This is a genomic window from Streptomyces musisoli, assembly GCF_016741855.1.
In the GTDB taxonomy this organism is placed as follows: Bacteria; Actinomycetota; Actinomycetes; order Streptomycetales; family Streptomycetaceae; genus Streptomyces; species Streptomyces musisoli.
The window spans coordinates 22,905-41,505 of sequence record NZ_JAERRH010000005.1; the positions used below are offsets into that span (position 1 = coordinate 22,905).

General features: G+C 71.6%; 18 protein-coding genes. 9 read left to right on the forward strand and 9 right to left on the reverse strand.

The window, feature by feature from the left end:
- Window positions 1-219: 219 nt before the first annotated feature.
- Window positions 220-1,629 (reverse strand): type I glutamate--ammonia ligase, encoded by a 1,410-nt coding sequence (glnA, locus tag JK361_RS15415; protein ID WP_201817755.1) that lies wholly within the window; start codon window positions 1,627-1,629, stop codon window positions 220-222.
- Between the two features lie 210 nt (window positions 1,630-1,839).
- On the opposite strand from glnA, the gene JK361_RS15420 reads away from it, so the two are divergent.
- Window positions 1,840-2,307, forward strand: coding sequence for an RDD family protein (locus JK361_RS15420; RefSeq protein ID WP_201817758.1), 468 nt, complete (start codon window positions 1,840-1,842; stop codon window positions 2,305-2,307).
- A 195-nt stretch (window positions 2,308-2,502) separates the two neighbouring features.
- Here the strand turns inward: JK361_RS15420 and JK361_RS15425 are convergent, their stop codons facing one another.
- Window positions 2,503-4,161 carry an FAD-dependent oxidoreductase gene (locus JK361_RS15425; protein WP_201817760.1) on the reverse strand — a complete coding sequence of 553 codons (1,659 nt, stop codon included), beginning with the start codon at window positions 4,159-4,161 and terminating at the stop codon, window positions 2,503-2,505.
- Between the two features lie 203 nt (window positions 4,162-4,364).
- Here JK361_RS15425 and JK361_RS15430 point away from each other — a divergent pair, with 203 nt between their 5' ends.
- The 7 genes from JK361_RS15430 to JK361_RS15460 all read left to right on the forward strand — a co-directional run bounded on the left by JK361_RS15430 (window position 4,365) and on the right by JK361_RS15460 (window position 9,627).
- Window positions 4,365-5,447, forward strand: coding sequence for a SchA/CurD-like domain-containing protein (locus JK361_RS15430; protein ID WP_201817762.1), 1,083 nt, complete (start codon window positions 4,365-4,367; stop codon window positions 5,445-5,447).
- A gap of 34 nt (window positions 5,448-5,481) precedes the next feature.
- Window positions 5,482-5,913 carry a cupin domain-containing protein gene (locus JK361_RS15435; protein WP_201817764.1) on the forward strand — a complete coding sequence of 144 codons (432 nt, stop codon included), beginning with the start codon at window positions 5,482-5,484 and terminating at the stop codon, window positions 5,911-5,913.
- Complete coding sequence (locus tag JK361_RS15440; RefSeq protein ID WP_201817767.1) at window positions 5,910-7,169, forward strand: beta-ketoacyl-[acyl-carrier-protein] synthase family protein; 1,260 nt, start codon at window positions 5,910-5,912, stop codon at window positions 7,167-7,169. Before JK361_RS15435 ends, JK361_RS15440 begins: the two co-directional genes overlap by 4 nt.
- 7 nt (window positions 7,170-7,176) lie before the next feature.
- Entirely contained in the window at window positions 7,177-8,421 is a 1,245-nt protein-coding gene (locus JK361_RS15445; protein ID WP_201817769.1) for a ketosynthase chain-length factor, read from the forward strand.
- 116 nt (window positions 8,422-8,537) lie between these two features.
- Complete coding sequence (locus JK361_RS15450) at window positions 8,538-8,792, forward strand: acyl carrier protein (protein WP_201817771.1); 255 nt, start codon at window positions 8,538-8,540, stop codon at window positions 8,790-8,792.
- A gap of 1 nt (window position 8,793) precedes the next feature.
- Complete coding sequence (locus JK361_RS15455) at window positions 8,794-9,273, forward strand: SRPBCC family protein (protein WP_201817773.1); 480 nt, start codon at window positions 8,794-8,796, stop codon at window positions 9,271-9,273.
- 21 nt (window positions 9,274-9,294) lie between these two features.
- A complete protein-coding gene (locus tag JK361_RS15460; RefSeq protein WP_201817775.1) occupies window positions 9,295-9,627 on the forward strand; it encodes a TcmI family type II polyketide cyclase in 333 nt (110 codons plus the stop codon).
- A gap of 76 nt (window positions 9,628-9,703) precedes the next feature.
- Here the strand turns inward: JK361_RS15460 and JK361_RS15465 are convergent, their stop codons facing one another.
- From JK361_RS15465 to lipB, 6 genes are all read right to left on the reverse strand, one after another.
- Entirely contained in the window at window positions 9,704-10,768 is a 1,065-nt protein-coding gene (locus JK361_RS15465) for a methyltransferase (RefSeq protein WP_372448715.1), read from the reverse strand.
- 43 nt (window positions 10,769-10,811) lie between these two features.
- Window positions 10,812-11,969, reverse strand: a complete 1,158-nt coding sequence (locus JK361_RS15470) for a right-handed parallel beta-helix repeat-containing protein (RefSeq protein ID WP_201817777.1) — start codon at window positions 11,967-11,969, stop codon at window positions 10,812-10,814.
- Window positions 11,970-12,092: 123 nt separating this feature from the next.
- Entirely contained in the window at window positions 12,093-12,794 is a 702-nt protein-coding gene (locus JK361_RS15475; RefSeq protein ID WP_201817779.1) for a DUF4191 domain-containing protein, read from the reverse strand.
- A gap of 60 nt (window positions 12,795-12,854) precedes the next feature.
- Complete coding sequence (locus tag JK361_RS15480) at window positions 12,855-13,052, reverse strand: SCO2195 family GlnR-regulated protein (protein ID WP_201817782.1); 198 nt, start codon at window positions 13,050-13,052, stop codon at window positions 12,855-12,857.
- Between the two features lie 259 nt (window positions 13,053-13,311).
- Window positions 13,312-14,277 (reverse strand): lipoyl synthase, encoded by a 966-nt coding sequence (gene lipA, locus JK361_RS15485; RefSeq protein ID WP_201817785.1) that lies wholly within the window; start codon window positions 14,275-14,277, stop codon window positions 13,312-13,314.
- A gap of 118 nt (window positions 14,278-14,395) precedes the next feature.
- Complete coding sequence (lipB, locus tag JK361_RS15490; RefSeq protein ID WP_201817787.1) at window positions 14,396-15,193, reverse strand: lipoyl(octanoyl) transferase LipB; 798 nt, start codon at window positions 15,191-15,193, stop codon at window positions 14,396-14,398.
- Between the two features lie 240 nt (window positions 15,194-15,433).
- On the opposite strand from lipB, the gene JK361_RS15495 reads away from it, so the two are divergent.
- Window positions 15,434-16,897: an NsdA family TPR-like regulatory protein gene (locus JK361_RS15495; protein ID WP_201817790.1), complete on the forward strand. Its 1,464-nt coding sequence runs from the start codon at window positions 15,434-15,436 to the stop codon at window positions 16,895-16,897.
- Window positions 16,898-17,115: 218 nt separating this feature from the next.
- On the opposite strand, the gene JK361_RS15500 is transcribed toward JK361_RS15495, so the two are convergent.
- Window positions 17,116-18,489 (reverse strand): NAD(P)/FAD-dependent oxidoreductase, encoded by a 1,374-nt coding sequence (locus JK361_RS15500; protein ID WP_201817792.1) that lies wholly within the window; start codon window positions 18,487-18,489, stop codon window positions 17,116-17,118.
- Window positions 18,490-18,601: the final 112 nt, after the last annotated feature.

The window sequence follows — 18,601 nt, forward strand, 5'->3', positions numbered from 1 at the left end:
GCGGCTCATGGCGTGGTCGCCGTGCGCCGGCGCACCGGCCGCACCGAGGGACGCCACCGGAGAACGGACTGTCGCCGTCCCGTCACCGCCCCGGCCTCAGGCACCCTGCCGGAGCACTGACGGAGAAAGCCGTCGGCCGGCTCTCCTGGAGGCGGAGAGCCGGCCGACGGCCACGAGACGGTCCGGGGGCGCGGTCACCCGCGCCGGCCCGGGGCGATGTCACACGTCGAAGTACAGCTCGAACTCGTGCGGGTGCGGGCGCAGCTGGAGCGGGGCGATCTCGTTGGTGCGCTTGAAGTCGATCCACGTCTCGATCAGGTCGGACGTGAAGACGTCACCCTGGAGGAGGAACTCGTGGTCGGCCTCGAGCGAGTCGAGGACGGCGTTCAGCGAGGTCGGGACCTGGGCGACGTTCGCGTGCTCCTCGGGAGCCAGCTCGTACAGGTCCTTGTCGATCGGCTCGGCCGGCTCGATCTTGTTCTTGATGCCGTCCAGACCCGCGAGCAGCAGGGCCGAGAAGGCCAGGTACGGGTTGCCGGAGGAGTCCGGGGCGCGGAACTCGACGCGCTTGGCCTTCGGGTTCGAGCCGGTGATCGGGATACGCATCGCGGCGGAGCGGTTGCGCTGCGAGTACACCAGGTTGATCGGCGCCTCGAAGCCCGGCACCAGGCGGTGGTACGAGTTCACCGTCGGGTTGGTGAAGGCGAGCAGCGACGGGGCGTGCTTGAGGATGCCGCCGATGTAGTAACGGGCGGTGTCCGACAGGCCCGCGTAACCGGCCTCGTCGTAGAACAGCGGGTCGCCGTTGCTCCACAGCGACTGGTGCACGTGCATGCCCGAGCCGTTGTCACCGAAGATCGGCTTCGGCATGAAGGTCGCGGTCTTGCCGTTGCGCCAGGCCACGTTCTTCACGATGTACTTGAAGAGCTGGAGGTCGTCCGCGGCGGCGAGCAGGGTGTTGAACTTGTAGTTGATCTCGGCCTGGCCGGCGGTGCCCACCTCGTGGTGCTGGCGCTCGACCTTCAGGCCCTGCTTGTTCAGCTCCAGGGAGATCTCGGCGCGCAGGTCGGCGAAGTGGTCGACCGGCGGGACCGGGAAGTAGCCGCCCTTGTAGCGGACCTTGTACCCGCGGTTGTTCTCCAGGGCGCCGGTGTTCCAGGCACCCGCCTCGGAGTCGATGTGGTAGAAGGACTCGTTCGCGCCCGTCGAGAAGCGGACCGAGTCGAAGACGTAGAACTCGGCCTCGGGACCGAAGTACGCGGTGTCGGCGATACCGGTCGACGCCAGGTACGCCTCCGCCTTCTTCGCCACGTTGCGCGGGTCACGGGAGTACTGCTCGCCCGTGATCGGGTCGTGGATGAAGAAGTTGATGTTGAGCGTCTTGTCCCGGCGGAACGGGTCGATGCGCGCGGTGGACAGGTCGGGGCGCAGAGCCATGTCCGACTCGTGGATGGCCTGGAAACCACGGATCGACGACCCGTCGAAGGCCTGCTCGTCGTCGGGGTCGAACGCCTCGGCGGGCAACGTGAAGTGCTGCATGACGCCCGGAAGGTCGCAGAAACGGACGTCTACGAACTTGACGTCCTCGTCCGCGATGAACTTCTTGGCCTCGTCGGCGTTCTGGAACATCCAGCTCCTCCTACTCCCGACCGTCGACGCCGGGGTGGTAGATCGTTCGTGCGGCCAGTGCGGTGGCACACGCTGGTCTCGACCCTAGGGACGGGTGATTTCTCGGGCGTGACCCGTTTGTTTCGCAGAAGTTAACCGGCCACCTGTCCACGGTAGCCCCGACACACCCCTGCGCGTAGTGCCCGAAACCGGGCGCAGTACCGTGGACGGGTGGACAACAGGCAGGCAATCGGATCGTGGCTCTCCGGGCCCCGCGCGGCCATGGAAGAGGCGGGCGCCGACTTCGGATACCGCGGCGAGCAGCTCGGCCTCCCGGAGGAGGGGCCGAACTCGATCGCCCGGCCGGGGCGCCGGCTCGGTGCACTCGCCGTGGACTGGGGGCTGTGCGTGCTGATCGCATACGGCCTGATCACGCGCGGCTACAGCCCGGCTACGAGCAACTGGGCGCTGGGCGTCTTCTTCGTGCTGAGCGCCCTGACCGTCGGCACGGTCGGCTCCACCCCCGGCAAGCGCCTCTTCGGCATCCGGGTGGTTGCCCTGGAGACCGGCACGGTCAGCCCGGGACGCTCCCTGCTGCGCACGGTCCTGCTGTGCCTCGCGATCCCCGCGCTGGTCTGGGACCGCGACGGCCGCGGCCTGCACGACCGGCTCGCGAAGACGGTCGAAGTCCGCATCTGACGCGTCTGAGGCATCCGACGCGTATGACGCATCCGACGCGTCTGACGCATCCGACGCGGCTACGCGTCCGGCACGGCTACGCGTCCGGCACCTCCACACGTCCGGCACACGCGACGCGTCCGAGGCGTCCGGTACACGGCCCGAAGGCCACCCGCACCGCCCGGCGCGGGTGGCGTTCGGCGTGTCATGCCGCGCTCAGCGCCGGCACAGAACCGCCGCCAGGGCCTCCCGCAGCTCGGCCTCCGGATCCCCTTCCGTACCGGCGGAGCGCCAGGCCACGAACCCGTCCGGCCGTACCAGCACCGCCCCGTCGGCCGTCGTGCCGTGCGCCGCGGCCCACTCGCCGCCGCCTCCGGGCCCGTCCGCGTCGTACGACAGGTCGGCGTCCGCCCCCGTACCGATCCGGTACGCCACGAGCCGTACGCCGTCCGTGTCGGCGATCCGCCGGGCGGCGGCGTGCCAGGCCCTGCCCGCGGCCGAGCCGGCGTCGCTGAGCAGCACCAGCGACCGCTCGTAGAGGTCGATCGTGGACAGCCGTTCGCCCGCCCGGCGCAGCCACAGGTGCGGGGCCCGGCTGCCCGGGTCCCCGGTCAGCCGTACCCCGTCGGGAACGACCGGCTGGGCCGGGTCGGCGTCCAGGACGGCGCCCTCCAGATAGCGGTAGCACAGGACGACGGGGAGGATTCCGCTGCGCGGCCCGGCGCCGACGCCCGGGGTCGGGGCGAAGCCGGGGTGGCTGTGCTCCACGGAACGGGCCGAGGCACGGGCGCTGGTGGCCAGGGCGACGGGCCGGCGCTCGGTGTCGTAGGTCTCCAGCAGGTCGGGGCCGGCCCAGCCGTCGAGGACGGCGGCCAGCTTCCAGGCCAGGTTGTGGGCGTCCTGGATGCCGGTGTTGGAGCCGAAGGCGCCGGTCGGTGACATCTCGTGGGCGGAGTCGCCGGCGAGCAGGACCCGGCCGGCCGTGTACCGCTCGGCGACGCGCTCCGCGGCGCGCCAGGACGCCTTGCCGGTGATCTCGACGTCGAGGTCCGGGACGCCGACCGCCAGGCGGATGTGCCGCTGGAGCCGCTCCTCGGTGAATTCCTCCAGCGTCTCGCCGTGTTCCGGGTGCCAGGGGGCGTGGAAGACCCAGTGCTCCTTGTTGTCGACGGGCAGCAGGGCGCCGTCGGCCTCGGGGTTGGTGAGGTAGCAGCAGATGAAGTGCCGGCCGCCGACGGTCTCGGCGAGCAGCTTGGAGCGGAAGGTGATGCTCACGTTGGCGAAGAGGTCGCCGGGGCCGCTCTGCCCGATGCCGAGCCGGCGCCGGACGGGGCTGCGCGGGCCGTCGCAGGCGACCAGGTAGTCCGCCCGGACGGTGTACAGCTCGTCGGCGTCGCGGTCCCGGACGTACGCCGTCACTCCTTCGGGGTCCTGGGAGAAGGACTCCATCTCATGGAAGTAACGGAGATCGCCGCCGAGCGCGCGGGCCCCCTTCAGGAGTACCGGCTCGAGGTCGTTCTGGCTGCACAGACACCATGCCGTGGGGCTGAACCTCGCCAGTCCGCCACCCGGGTCGATGTGCCGGAACAGCCATTCGCCGGCGTCGCCGACCAGGGTGGGGGTCTGCAGGATGCCGTGGTTGTCCGCGAGGAGCGAGGCCGCCGCCTTGATGTCCGGCTCGATGCCGGCCACCCGGAACAGCTCCATCGTCCGCAGGTTGTTGCCGCGGCCACGCGGGTGGATCGAGGTCCCGGAATGCCGCTCGACGAGCATGTGCGGTACGCCGAGACGGCCCAGGAACAGGGAGAGGGACAGGCCCACCAGGGAGCCGCCCACGACGAGGACGGGCACCCGGTGATCGGCTTTCTGCTGCATCAAGGCTCCAGGGGCAGGGTTCGGGATGTGGGGCGCATTGGTGTTTGTGTGCCCTCTGGGAGGGCTTTCGCGTGCGCAATCACCCACGTGGTTCACGCGAGTCGCGCGCAGCGGGAAAAGCGGCACAGGATCAAGAAGCGCTGACGTCGCGTCATTCGGCCGCCGGCGTTCGCCTCTGCCCTCGTGAAGGAGATGTGCGCAGCATGACCACCATCTCGGAAAAGCTCTCGGACCAGTTGACGCGCCAGTCGAAACGGGTCTCCCAGTCCGTGTTCGACGGCTCCCGCCTCCGGGTCGTCCTGCTCGTGGACGTCTACGACGGCGCCCAGCAGCAGTTCCTGGAGGCCTATGAGCAGCTGTGCAACCAGGTGGCGCAGGTACCCGGCCACGTCAGCGACCAGCTGTGCCAGTCGATCGAGAACCCCTCCCAATGGCTCATCACCAGCGAGTGGGAGAGCGCCCCGCCGTTCCTCACCTGGGTGAACAGCGAGGAGCACGTGCGGATGGTGGAACCGCTGCACAGCTGCGTCCGGGACACCCGGTCGCTGCGCTTCCACATCGTGCGTGAGACGGGTGGCGAGGAGGCCGCCGCGCCGGCGTCGCACCGCCGGCTCCAGGCGTCCCCGCGGATCGGTGACGGCGTGATCCGGCACGCGCTGACCTTCACGGTCAAGCCGGGCAGCGAGCGGGAGGTCGCGCGGATCCTCGCCGACTACGCCTCGCCCCAGGCGCGGGTCGACGACGCCACCCGGCTGTGCCGCACCTCCCTGTTCATGCACGGCAACCGGGTCGTGCGGGCCATCGAGGTACGCGGCGACCTGCTCGCGGCGCTGCGCCACGTCGCCCGGCAGCCCGAGGTCCGGGCCGTCGAGGAGGCCATCAACCCGTACCTGGAGCAGGAGCGGGACCTCAACGACCAGGAGTCGGCACGGGTGTTCTTCACCCGGGCGGCGCTGCCTGCCGTGCACCACGTCACCGCGGAGGAACACACCGAGGGCGAGCGGCAGGCCCTGTACTACCCGGCCCGGCCGGGCGCCGGGATGCGGCTGGCGGAGCTGCTCGCCCAGCAGGACGAGGCGGCGGCGGACGACCCGGACAGCCCGGTCCTGCGCAGCACGATCTTCCACCGCGACGACGTCGTCGTACGGCTGGTCGACGTACGCCCCGGCCAGGGCGGGCACACCGTCCTGCCGGAGCCCGGACGGCAGGCCGCGCTGAGCGCCCTGCTGGACGGCGAGCCCGTCGGCATGGACCTCGTCACCGACCGCCGCTCGCCCGACGCCTGACCGGGCGGGCCCAGCACACCAACGGAGGAACGCCGTGATCAAACCCCTTCCGAAGATCGTCGATCTCAGCGAGGTCGAGCCCAACGTCCGGCGCGGCGGTGATCTGCGCGCCATGCTCACCCCGACGACGGTGGGCGCCACCAGCGGTTTCATGGGCGTGGCCATCATCCGGCCGGGCGACCGCATCGGTGAGCACTACCACCCGTACTCCGAGGAGTTCGTCTACGTCGTCTGCGGGCAGCTGGAGGTGGACCTGGACGGCGAGCCGCACCCGCTGCGGCCCGAGCAGGGGCTGATGATCCCCATCAACATGCGGCACCGCTTCCGCAACGTCGGCAACGTGGAGGCGCGCCTCGTCTTCCACCTGGGGCCGCTGGCCCCGCGGCCGGCCCTCGGGCACGTCGACACGGAGGAGACGGAAGCCGTCGCCGCCGGGCCGGCCGAGCGGGAACAGGTCCGCTCATGACCCGGCGCGTGGCGGTCACCGGCATAGGCATCGTGGCTCCTGGCGGGATCGGCGTACCGGCGTTCTGGGATCTGCTCGCCGAAGGCCGCACCGCGACGCGGGGCATCACGTTCTTCGACCCGGCCGGACTCAGGTCCCGGATCGCGGCCGAATGCGACTTCGACCCCGCCGCGCACGGCCTGGACGCCGAGCAGGTCCAGCGGGCGGACCGGTACATACAGTTCGCCCTGGTGGCCGGGGAGGAGGCGGTCAAGGACTCCGGACTCGACCTGGCCCACGAGAACCCCTGGCGGGTCGGTGTCTCCCTGGGCACCGCCGTCGGCGGCACCACCCGCCTGGAGCACGACTACGTCCTGGTCAGCCACCGAGGGCAGCGCTGGGACGTCGACCACACCGAGGCGGAGCCCCAGCTGCACCGGGCGTTCTCGCCGAGCACCGTGGCCTCCGCGGTGGCGGAACGTTTCGGCGCCCAGGGTCCGGTGCAGACCGTGTCCACCGGCTGCACCTCGGGACTGGACGCCGTCGGGTACGCCTTCCACACCGTCCAGGAAGGCCGGGCGGACATCTGCATCGCGGGCGCCTCGGACTCCCCGATATCCCCGATCACCATGGCCTGCTTCGACGCGATCAAGGCCACGTCGCCGAACAACGACGACCCCGCACACGCCTCCCGGCCCTTCGACAACAACCGTGACGGCTTCGTCATGGGCGAGGGCGGTGCGGTGCTCGTCCTGGAGGAACTGGAGCACGCCCGGGCCCGCGGTGCCCACGTGTACTGCGAGTTCGGCGGCTACGCCACCTTCGGCAACGCCTACCACATGACCGGCCTGACCAAGGAGGGCCTGGAGATGGCGCGGGCCGTCGAGACCGCCCTCGACCAGGCGCGGCTCGACCCGACGGCGATCGACTACGTCAACGCGCACGGCTCCGGCACCCGGCAGAACGACCGGCACGAGACGGCGGCCGTGAAGCGGGCGCTCGGCCACCACGCCTACGACACCCCGATGAGCTCCATCAAATCCATGGTGGGGCACTCCCTCGGGGCGATCGGCGCCATCGAACTGGTCGCCTGTGTGCTGGCCCTGGTCAAGCAGGTCGTACCGCCGACCGCGAACTACGAGATTCCCGACCCCGAGTGCGACCTGGACTACGTCCCGCGCGTGGCCCGCGAACGGAAGCTGACCAGCGTGCTGTCCGTGGGCAGCGGCTTCGGCGGCTTCCAGTCCGCGGTGATCCTGACCCGCCCGAGGGAGTGAGGACACGATGAGCGAACCGAAGGACCGGCACGCGGCCGTCACCGGCATCGGGGTGGTCGCGCCCAACGGCACCAGCACCGACACCTTCTGGAAGGCAACCCAGGAGGGCCTCAGCGTCCTCGACCGCGTCACCCGCGAGGGCTGTGAGCACCTTCCCCTCAAGGTGGCCGGTGAGGTCCGCGCCTTCGACCCGGCGGCGACGATCGAGGAGCGCTTCCTCGTCCAGACCGACCGGTTCACGCACTACGCCATGGCCGCGGCCGACTTCGCGCTGGAGGACGCCCGGCTGGGGCAGGCCAGCATCCCCGACGCGCCGTACTCCATCGGCGTGGTCACCGCCGCCGGCTCCGGCGGCGGCGAGTTCGGCCAGCGCGAACTGCAGCAACTGTGGGGCAAGGGCAGCCGGTTCGTCGGGCCGTACCAGTCCATCGCCTGGTTCTACGCCGCGAGCACCGGCCAGGTGTCCATCCGCCGCGGGTTCAAGGGGCCCTGCTCGGTCGTCGCCTCCGACGAAGCCGGCGGCCTGGACGCCCTCGCGCACGCGGCACGGGCGGTACGGCGCGGCACCGACGTGATCGTGGCCGGCTCCACCGAGGCGCCGCTCGCGCCGTACTCGATGGTCTGCCAGCTCGGTTACGCGGAGCTGAGCCGCGAGCCGGATCCGACCCGGGCCTACCGTCCGTTCACCCAAGGGGCGTGCGGGTTCGTGCCGGGCGAGGGCGGCGCGATGCTCGTCGTGGAGTCGGCCGACGCCGCCCGGGAGCGCGGCGCCGACATCCGGGCCCTCGTGGCGGGCCACGGCGCCACCTTCACCGGCGCCTCCCGCTGGACGGAGTCCCGGGAGGGCCTCGCCCATGCCATCGGGCAGGCCCTGTCGGAGGCCGGCTGCGCCCCCGAGGAGATCGACGTCGTCTTCGCCGACGCCCTCGGGGTGCCGGAGGCGGACCGGGCCGAGGCGCTGGCGCTCGCCGACGCCCTCGGCGAGCACGCCACCCGGGTACCGGTCACCGCCCCGAAGACCGGCATCGGCCGCGGATACTGCGCGGCCCCCGTGCTGGACACCGCGGCGGCCGTGCTGGCGATGGAGCACGGCCTGATCCCGCCGACGCCGAACGTCTTCGACGTCTGCCACGACCTCGACCTCGTGACGGGCAGCGCCCGCGCCGCCGAACCGCGGACGGCACTGGTCCTCAGCCGCGGACTCATGGGGTCGAACTCGGCGCTGGTGCTGCGACGCGGCAACGCCGGGTGAGCCCGGGGGCGCGGCGATGCCGAGGGGCCGGGAACGGTCGTCCCCTCGGCACCGGCAGCGGCGCCCGCAGGCGAACGACAGAAAGAGCTGTGAGCACAGCAAAGGAGGAAAGCAACATGCCACAGATCACCGTGGAAGAACTCGCCGCACTGATGAAGAAGGCCGCCGGGGTCACCGTCAGCCCGCAGCAGCTCATGGAGAAGCCGGAGACCGGCTTCGACGTCCTCGGCGTCGACTCGCTGGGCCTGCTCGGCATCGTCGGCGAGCTGGAGAACACGCACGGCACCCCGATGCCGGTCGACGCGGAGCGCTGCAAGACGCCGCAGCAGTTCCTCAACCTCGTCAACACCACCCTGATGGCAGGAGCCTGAGATGGCAGGACACACCCAGAACGAGATCACCATCGCCGCCCCGCTGGACCTGGTCTGGGACATGACCAACGACCTGGAGCGCTGGCCGCAGCTGTTCAGCGAGTACGCGTCGGTGGAGGTCCTCAAGCGCGAGGGCGAGAAGACCACCTTCCGGCTCACCATGCACCCGGACGAGAACGGCACCGTCTGGAGCTGGGTCTCCGAGCGTGAGCCGGACCGCGCGTCCCTCACCGTCAAGGCACGCCGGGTGGAGACCGGGCCCTTCGACCACATGAACATCCACTGGCGGTACGAGGAGGTGCCCGCCGGCACCCGGATGGTCTGGACCCAGGACTTCGCGATGAAGCCGGACGCCCCCGTCGACGACGAGTGGATGACCGACAACATCAACAAGAACTCCAAGGTCCAGATGGCCCTGATCCGCGAGAAGATCGAAAAGGCGGCGGCCGGCCACCGGCCCGCCCCGGCCCTGGCCGACTGAGCCGGACGACAGGAGACGACCGTGCACCAGGCCCTGATCGTCGCCCGCATGGCCCCGGGCTCCGCCCCCGACATCGCCAAGGTGTTCGCGGAGTCCGACCGGGGAGAGCTGCCGCACCTCGTCGGGGTCGTCCGGCGCAGCCTCTTCCAGTTCGGCGATGTGTACATGCACCTCATCGAGTCCGAGCGCGAGCCCGGACCGGCCATCGCCAAGGTCACCTCGCACCCCGAGTTCCGTGAGGTCAGCGAGCGGCTGACGGCGTACGTCAGCGCGTACGACCCGGAGACCTGGCGGTCCCCGAAGGACGCCATGGCACAGCGCTTCTACCTGTGGGAGCGCGACGCCGGCGCCTGAACCCCCGTCCGGACCACCGGTGCCGGGCCCGCGTCGGACGCGGACCCGGCACCGGTGTGCTGGGGGAGGGGTGCGCTCACCCGGGGACCTTGCAGTCGAACGCGTGCAGGTAGGGGTTGACCGGCTGGACGTCACCGACCTCCAGGCCCGCCGCCCGGAGCCGGCCGGTCATGCTGTCGGTGGTGTGCTTGGCCCCGCCGACGTTCAGGAGCAGCAGCAGGTCCATGGCGGTGCTGAACCGCATCGACGGGGTGTCGTCGACGAGGTTCTCGATCACCACGACCCGGGCGCCGGGCCCGCCCGCCCCGACCACGTTGCGCAGCAGCCGGGCGGTGGACTCGTCGTCCCACTCCAGGATGTTCTTGATGATGTAGACGTCGGCCTCGACCGGGACGGCCTCCCGGATGTCGCCCGGCACGATGCACATCCGGTCGGCCAGGTCCCCGTCCTCGCGCAGCCGCGGCAGGGCGTTCTCCACCACCCGCGGCAGGTCCAGCAGGTAGCCCCGCATCGCCGGGTACTTGTCCAGCAGGCTGGCCACCACGTGCCCCTGCCCGCCGCCGAGGTCCGCGACCGACTTGCTGCCGGACAGGTCCAGCAGCGCGGCGACATCGCGTGCCGACTGCTCGCTGGACGTAGTCATCGCCCGGTTGAAGACGTCGGCCGACTCCGGGGCGTCCTCGTTCAGGTAGTCGAAGAACTCCTTTCCGTACAGCTCCTCGACGACGTTCCGGCCGGTGCGCACCGCGTGGTCGAGCTTCGGCCAGGCGTCCCAGGTCCAGGGCTCGGTGCACCACAGCGAGATGTCCCGCAGGCTGTTCGGGTCGTCCACGCGCAGCAGCCGGGACATCTCGGTGTGGGCGAACGTCCCGTCTGGCCGCTCGGCGAAGACGCCGTAGCAGGACAGGGCGCGCAGCAGCCGGCGCAGCGGCTTCGGCTCGGTGCGCACCGCGGCCGCCAGGCTCTCCACGGTCATGGGGGCGTCCCCGAGCGCGTCGGCGACACCGAGCCGGGCGGCGGCGCGGACGGCGGCGGCGCAGGCCGCCCCGAACACGAGCTCGCGCAGCCGCATCGACGGCAGGGGAGAGGGGGGCGCGCCCGGCTCCACCTGAGCCGAGAGGGCGGGGGATGGTGCGGTCATGTGCCGCCTTCCTTCCTTGCGTGGGCCGGGTACGGCCGTCCGGTCAGCACAGGCCCGCGGGCTTGGAGGCCCGGCAGGCGTTGCCTTCGAAGAAGTTGGCGCTCTTGGTGGATTCCTGGTTGACCAGGTCCGCCGGGGAGTTGTCGGCCAGGCGGTTGTCGGTGATCCGGTTCCGCACGCTCGTGGCGCCCACGAAGCTCTTGAACAGGACGATGCCGCCCGACAGCGGCGACTTGCCGGAGTGGCCGGTGACCGCGTTCATCATCACCAGGGCCTTCTCGGTGCCGGTCAGGACGATGCCGGAGCCCTTGAGGTAGGGCAGCCGGGCGGTCTTCGGGCAGTACTTGTTGTTCCGCTCGACGAGGTTGTAGCCGATGGTCACGGCGCTCGTCTTCGGCTTGTTCTCGTCGCCGACGACGAACACGCCCGCGCAGTTGCCGATGACGTGGTTGCGCAAGACGGAGACGTTGCGCAGCCGGCGGACGGTGACGCCGATCCGGTTGCCCTCCACGTGGTTGCCCGCGACCAGCGTGCCCCTGCTGTTCGTGGCGCCTTCCTCGGCCTGCACGTTGTTGGCGAGGAACAGCCCGGCGTCCCCGTTGCCCCGGGCGGTGTTGCCGCGGAACACCGCCCGGGTGGAGTGCTCGTCGGCGATGCCCCACTGGCCGTTGTCGTCGGCGGTCACCCGCTCCACGGCCAGCCGGTCGGTGCCCATGGACCACACGCCGGTCTTGGGGAAGCCGGTCACCCTCAGGTCGGCGATGGTGACGTCCGCTAGGGCCTTGTTCTTGCCGCCGATCACGCAGATGCCGTTGCCGGCCTGACGGCAGGTGAGCGGGGCCTTCTTCTTGTGCGCCGCCGACGTGGTCTTCATGTGCGGCGTGGACGTGGTCTTCTTGTGCGCCGCGGTGGTGGTCTTCTTGGCGGGCGTGGACTTCTTCTTCTTGGGGGGCCGGAGCACGGTGGCCCGGCCCATGCCGCGCAGGGTCAGTCCGGGCGTCTTCACCGTGACGTTCTCGCGGTAGGTGCCGGCCATCACGAGCACGGTGTCGCCGGGCCGGGCGGCGTTCACCGCCTTCTGGATCGACTCACCCGGCCGCACCACGAGGGTCTGGTGGGCGGCCGACGCCGGGGTGGTGCCGAGGACCGCCCCGGCGAGGGTGGTGGCGCACGCGAGGTACGTAATATGGCGTTTTTTCACACTCCGAAGGCTAGGAGTGCATGAGCTGATTACCGGCCGGATGCTCCGTTCGGCGGCGTGTCAACGGGCCCGGAAACGCCGAAGCGCCCCCGAAGGGGCGCTCGGCCGAGTCGGTGCGTGGGCTCAGCGGCCCCGCTGGCCGCCCTTGGGCAGCCTCATACCCTTGGGCATGGGCCCCTTCGGCAGCGGCATGTTGCTCATCAGGTCGCCCATGGCCCGCAGCCGGTCGTTGGTGGCCGTCACCTGGGGGCCGGCGAGGACGCGGGGGAACTTCAGCAGGGTCGTGCGGAGCTTCTTCAGCTCGACCTGGCCCTCGCCGTTGCCGACGATCACGTCGTGCACCGGCACGTCCGCGACGATACGGTTCATCTTCTTCTTCTCGGCGGCCAGCAGGCTCTTCACCCGGTTCGGGTTGCCCTCGGCGACCAGCACGATGCCGGCCTTGCCGACCGCCCGGTGCACCACGTCCTGGCTGCGGTTCATCGCCACCGCCGGAGTCGTCGTCCAGCCCCGGCCGATGTTGTCCAGCACGGCCGCGGCGGCGCCCGGCTGGCCCTCCATCTGGCCGAAGGCGGCCCGCTCGGCCCGGCGGCCGAACACGATCGCCGTTGCCAGCAGGGCGATCAGCAGGCCGAAGATGCCCAGATAGACCGGGTGGCCGATCAGAAAGCCGATCGCGAGGAAGACACCGAGGGTGCCGATGCCGACGGCCGCGAGTACGAGGCCGATCATCTTGTCGGCCTTGCGGGTCATCTTGTACGTGAGGGCGATCTGCTTCAGTCGCCCTGCGTTCGCGGCGTCCGCCGCGGTTTCCTTCCTCGCCATGCCACGAAGTCTACGTGCCCCCGGGAGCGCGGACGACGGCAGTGCCCGGCGGAGGGGACGTCAGGGCCGGGTGGCGGCCTGTTCGAGGACCCGCTGGGCCTCGACCCGGGCCTTGGCCCGGCGGCGGTCCTCCAGCACGGAGGTCCAGGCGTTGCGGCGGGCGGTGCGCTGGCCGCCGCTCATCAGCAGGGACTCGACGGCGCGGAGGGCGTCGGTGAAGGACGGGATGGCGGTGGCGCGGACGGGCGCGGCCTGCATGATCGAGGTCCCCCCTCGGAGCGGTGGAGATACGGGGCGTGATACCAGAGTCACTGATTGGTGTTACCAGGGCATGTCCGACCGGTCAAACACCGATGACACCTTGGCGCGGAAGGCGGAACGCCGACGCGGCCCTGACGGTCGCCCTCATCAGCGAGGACGGTCAGGACCGCGTCGAGTCGGCCATTACTGGCCAGTAATTGCTTGTGCGCGAATTCACACGCTCGGGGGAGCGGGCGGCTCGGTGGAGCGGGCTGTCTCAGACCGCCTGGACCGCGATGTACGTGCCCCGCTTCTCGACGGCCATCCGGTAGAGCCGCCCGGCGCGGTACGAGGAGCGCACCAGCGGGCCGGACATCACTCCGGAGAAGCCGATCTGCTCGGCCTCCTCCTTCAGCTCCACGAACTCCTGCGGCTTCACCCAGCGCTCCACGGGGTGGTGGCGCACGGAGGGGCGCAGGTACTGGGTGATGGTGACCAGCTCGCAGCCGGCCTCGTGCAGCTGCTTGAGCGCCTCGCTGACCTCCTCGCGGGTCTCGCCCATGCCGAGGATCAGGTTCGACTTGGTCACCAGGCCGAAGTCACGGGCCTCGGTGATGACCTTCAGGGAGCGCTCGTAGCGGAAGCCGGGGCGGATCCGCTTGAAGATCCGCGGCACGGTCTCGACGTTGTGCGCGAAGACCTCCGGCCGGGACTCGAAGACCTCCGCCAGCTGCTCCGGGACCGCGTTGAAGTCGGGGGCCAGCAGCTCCACCTTGGTGCGTCCGGCCTCGCGGTCCGCCGTCTGCGCGTGGATCTGGCGCACGGTCTCGGCGTACAGCCAGGCGCCGCCGTCCTCCAGGTCGTCCCGGGCGACGCCGGTGATGGTGGCGTAGTTCAGGTCCATGGTGACCACGGACTCACCCACCCGGCGCGGTTCGTCGCGGTCGAGCGCCTCGGGCTTGCCGGTGTCGATCTGGCAGAAGTCGCAGCGCCGGGTGCACTGGTCGCCGCCGATGAGGAAGGTCGCCTCGCGGTCCTCCCAGCACTCGTAGATGTTCGGGCAGCCGGCTTCCTGGCAGACCGTGTGCAGGCCCTCGCTCTTCACGAGGTTCTGCATCTTCGTGTACTCGGGACCCATTTTCGCCCGGGTCTTGATCCACTCGGGCTTGCGCTCGATGGGGGTCTGGCTGTTGCGGACCTCCAGGCGCAGCATCTTGCGTCCGTCGGGTGCGACTGCGGACACGACCGGCTCCCTAAGCTTTGATTCCTCGGCGCACACCAGGGTACGCCCGTGCTCTTCGCGCCCTGCCGTCGAGACCAACCTCACGGTCGCAGGACGCATTCCCGGACGGCCGGACGGATCAGGCGGACGCCTTCTCGATCTCCCGCGGCTTCGGCTCGGCGTTCTCGAGGATGTCCGCCAGGTGCTTCTCCATCACCGGCAGGACGTCCTCGATCGTGATGTCCCGGCCCAGCTCGCTCGCGAGGGAGGCGACGCCCGCGTCCCGGATGCCGCACGGGATGATCCGGTCGAACCACTTCATGTCGGGGTTCACGTTGAACGAGAAGCCGTGCATGGTCACGCCCTTGGCCACCCGGATGCCGATCTGGGCGATCTTGCGGTCCTCGCGCCGCTGGCCCGCGTTGGAGGGGGCGTACTCGGGGCCGTTGAGGCGCGGGTCGAACTCCTCGTCGGTCAGCCGGGGGTCGAGGTCCAGGGACAGGCCGCCCAGCGCCGGCCGCTGCTCGACCGGGTCGCCGAGCACCCACACGCCGCTGCGGCCCTCGACCCGGGTGGTCTCCAGGCCGAACTCGGCGCAGGCGCGGATGATCGCCTCCTCCAGCCGCCGTACGTGCGCGACCACGTCCACCGGGCGGGGCAGCTTCTGGATCGGGTAGCCGACCAGCTGACCCGGGCCGTGCCAGGTGATCTTGCCGCCGCGGTCCACGTCGATGACCGGGGTGCCGTCCAGCGGACGCTCGCTGTCCTCGGTGCGCCGGCCCGCCGTGTACACGGGCGGGTGCTCCAGGAGGATCACCGTGTCGGGGACCTCGTCGGCGAACCGGGCCGCGTGCACCCGGCGCTGCTCGTCCCAGGCCTCCTGGTAATCGACGGCATCCGCACCGAACCCCATGCGGACGAACCGCAACTCACTCACGGCAAGCGCCTCCCTCAGCGAACCGGTGTGTCAGGCACGTAACGCGCCCACGCCACTGTACGTCCGACCGGAGTACGTCAGCCCTAGGGGCGTTCCTCACACGATCGGATGAATGCGCAGTGAACTGTGCGATCGTCTGCTCACTCTCCGCTACATTCGCGCCGTTCGTGAGGCCATAAGGGCTGCTCAAAGGCAATCCGGGCACTTCAGAGGCCCGGAAGGCAGGAGACCGCACCGCAGATGACGGACCGACCCGCGCAGCGCACCCCCAACCGCCAGCTCGCCGCGCTCATCGCAGAAGCGGGGTTCTCCAACGCGGGTCTGGCTCGTCGCGTCGACCAGCTCGGCCTGGAGCACGGGCTCGACCTCAGATACGACAAGACATCGGTGACCCGCTGGCTGCGCGGACAGCAGCCGCGGGGGACGACGCCCGCTCTCATCGCCGAGGTGTTCACACGCCGGCTCGGACGCCGGCTCACCGCCCAGGACCTCGGCCTGGACGCCTGCGCGCCGGTGTACGCCGGCCTGGAGTTCGCGGCCACGCCGGAGGAGGCCGTCGACATCGTCAGCGGGCTGTGGCGCAAGGACTCCGGCAGCCACGCCGAACTGCGCAAGATCGCCTTCACGCCGGCGGGGCTGGTCGTGCCCAGCCGGGACTGGCTGATCGGCAAGCCCGACGACCGGGTGGCCCGCGAGCCGGCGCCCCGGGTGCCGCCGCAGGGCCGGCCCGGTGCGGCCAGGCCGCAGCAGGGGGTGCCGGCCGTGGCCCGGGCGCGCGGGCAGGCCGAGCGCGGCCCCGGGCACCGGGTCGGCGGCGGTGACATCGCCGCGTTGCGCTCGGTCGGCGAGCTGTTCCGCACGCTCGACGACCGGTTCGGCGGCGGTCACGCCCGCCAGGCGCTGGTGCGGTACCTGGAGCACGAGTGCGAGCCGATGCTCCGCGGCAGCTACGACGAGCAGACCGGCCGCCGCCTGTTCGGTGCCGCCGCCGACCTGACCCGGCTCGCGGGCTGGACGTCGTACGACATCGCCGCGCACGGACTCGCGCAGCGCTACTTCGTGCAGGCGCTGCGTCTCGCCCAGGCGGCCGGCGACCGGTCGTACGGTTCCTATGTGCTGGTCACCATGAGCCGCCAGGCCGTCTACCTCGGCCACGGCAGGGAGGCCGTGCAGCTGGCGCGGGTCGCCCAGCAGGGCGTCGGCACCGGCGCCCCGCCCGTCGTCCAGGCGCTGCTGCACGCGTCCGAGGCGCGGGCGCACGGTGTGCTCGGCGAGGTGCGGGCGTGCACCGCGGCGCTGGTGCGGGCGGAGCGCGCGCTGGAGGCGGCGCGGCCCGGGGACGACGTGCCGTACTGGGCCGCGTTCTTCGACGAGGCCCAGCTCGCGGACGAGTTCGGGCACTGCCACCGGGATCTCCAGCAGTACCGGGCCGCCGCGCAGCACGCCGAGCGCGCACTCCAGCTGAGGGCGGCGGGCTTCGCCCGCAGCCGCCTGTTCTGCCGGGTCGTCCTCGCCACCGCCCGGCTCGGCCTCGGCGAACTCGACCAGGCGTGCGCGCTGGCGGCGGAAGCCGCCGGCCAGGCCGCGGAGATGCGGTCCGCCCGCGCGGTGGAGTACGTCAGGGACTTCGAACGCCGCCTGGAACCGTACAAGGACGCGGCCCCGGTCCGGGGCTACCGGGAGAAGGTGGCGGCACTGGGCTGAGCCGTGACCCCGGCCGCGACCCGGCACCGCCGGCCGAGGCCGGTGACAGCGCCGGGCCGGGAGCGGCGGCCGGGCCCGTCGCGGCGCCGCCGGTCACGTCCGTCGTGGCCGAACGCCGTCGCGGCGGGAGTTCCGGCGGCGGGGCGGCACCACCACGGCGGCCACGGCGGGTTTGCGGTGGTCGCCGCCTACTGCCGACGAATCTCTGACTCGGGTCACTAGGCCGCTCGGGGCAGGGTCGGGGCCGGGTCGGCGGTGTGCATCGAGCCCGCCGCGCCCAGGTCGGCCAGGATCGCCGACGCCGCACGGTGGGCCGAGTGCAGCGCGCCCTGGACCGTGCTGGTGTCCCGGTGGTCGCCGCAGACGTACAGCCCCGCCAGCAGCCGTACCGGCCGGCGCAGGTCGTGCGGCGGGCGCATCGCCGGGACCGCCTCCGGCGTGTGGTGCACGGCCAGCGTCTCCCAGCGGCGCGTCGAGGTGCCGTAGAGGCGGGAGAGATGGATGCGGACGGCCGTGTCCACGCCCTCGGGCGGCGGGCCCAGCACCGTCGAGGAGATCAGCGCCCGGCCGGCCGGCGCCCTGCTCGGATCCACGCTGCTGAGCACCGCCGTGTGCGCCACCGGCCCACCCCGGTCGGCGTCCAGCAGCAGCGAGGTGCCGGTCGCGAAGACCGCCGTCGCATCGTCGGTGGTGTGGTGGACCACGGTCACCGGATGGAAGTCCGGCACTCTCAGCCCCGGCAGCAGCTCCGCCGCCGCCCGCGCGTCGGTGGCCAGCAGCACCGCCCGGCAGCGGATCTCCCCGTGCTCGGCGGTGGTCACCTTGTTCGTGGACACGGAGGTGACCCGCACCCCGGTGCGCACGGTGCCCGCCGGCAGCCCCCGCGCCAGCAGCTCCGGCAGCATCTCCGCGCCGCCCTCCGGCACGCACAGCCGCCCGCCGGCGAAGGCCCGCAGCGCCAGGTCGGCACACCGGCTGGAGGTGGTCAGCTCCGGATCGCACAGCAGCGCGGCGAGCAGCGGGCGCAGGAAGCCGTCGACGGTGCGCGCCGGCACCCCGCGCTGGGCCAGCGCCTGGGCGGCCGGCATCTCGGGGCGGGCCAGGATGCGTTCGACGGGGGTCGCCGCGATCCGGCCGAGCGCGGCACCCAGCCGGGCCTGGTCCACCGCGCCGCCCACCGGCGCGGCGGCCCGGCCGGGCGTGCCCGCCGCACTCCGGGGTGCGCCCGCCAGAGCGCGCACCACATGGAGTGCGCCCCGTGCGCCCCGTGCGCTCCCACCGGCCGCCGGTGGGAGCGCACGGTGGGCGCGCCCGTCGCGGTGCAGCAGGACGCCCGGCGCGAAGGCGCGCAGGGACAGGGTGTCCAGACCCGGCGTCAGCCGGAGTTCGGGGTAGGACGTGGACAGCAGCTGTCCGATGCGGTCGAGCCGGAAGCCGTCGACCTTCTCGGTCGACATGCGGCCGCCGACGTACGGGGCGGCCTCCAGGACCGCGGTGGTGACTCCTGCGGTGGTCAGCCGATGGGCCGCCGAGAGGCCGGCGATTCCGGCTCCCACGATGACGACGTCCACCTGGTACGCGGGCTCAAGCACGAGGCCCCTCCTGTGGTTGCGCGGCCGGTGGAGACGTCATTCCCCAACTGGCCCCAGGGATACCCGAGTTCAGGTCGAGGTTAGGGCCACGATCGGTCAATAACAGTCGCGC

Excerpts from the sequence above, each read along its gene's own strand:
- glnA (WP_201817755.1), bottom strand. The coding sequence starts at position 1,629 with ATGTTCCAGAACGCCGACGAGGCCAAGAAGTTCATCGCGGACGAGGAC.
- JK361_RS15425 (WP_201817760.1), bottom strand. The coding sequence starts at position 4,161 with ATGCAGCAGAAAGCCGATCACCGGGTGCCCGTCCTCGTCGTGGGCGGC.
- JK361_RS15430 (WP_201817762.1), top strand. The coding sequence starts at position 4,365 with ATGACCACCATCTCGGAAAAGCTCTCGGACCAGTTGACGCGCCAGTCG.
- JK361_RS15440 (WP_201817767.1), top strand. The coding sequence starts at position 5,910 with ATGACCCGGCGCGTGGCGGTCACCGGCATAGGCATCGTGGCTCCTGGC.
- JK361_RS15445 (WP_201817769.1), top strand. The coding sequence starts at position 7,177 with ATGAGCGAACCGAAGGACCGGCACGCGGCCGTCACCGGCATCGGGGTG.
- JK361_RS15450 (WP_201817771.1), top strand. The coding sequence starts at position 8,538 with ATGCCACAGATCACCGTGGAAGAACTCGCCGCACTGATGAAGAAGGCC.
- JK361_RS15455 (WP_201817773.1), top strand. The coding sequence starts at position 8,794 with ATGGCAGGACACACCCAGAACGAGATCACCATCGCCGCCCCGCTGGAC.
- JK361_RS15465 (WP_372448715.1), bottom strand. The coding sequence starts at position 10,768 with ATGACCGCACCATCCCCCGCCCTCTCGGCTCAGGTGGAGCCGGGCGCG.
- JK361_RS15475 (WP_201817779.1), bottom strand. The coding sequence starts at position 12,794 with ATGGCGAGGAAGGAAACCGCGGCGGACGCCGCGAACGCAGGGCGACTG.
- JK361_RS15480 (WP_201817782.1), bottom strand. The coding sequence starts at position 13,052 with ATGCAGGCCGCGCCCGTCCGCGCCACCGCCATCCCGTCCTTCACCGAC.
- JK361_RS15495 (WP_201817790.1), top strand. The coding sequence starts at position 15,434 with ATGACGGACCGACCCGCGCAGCGCACCCCCAACCGCCAGCTCGCCGCG.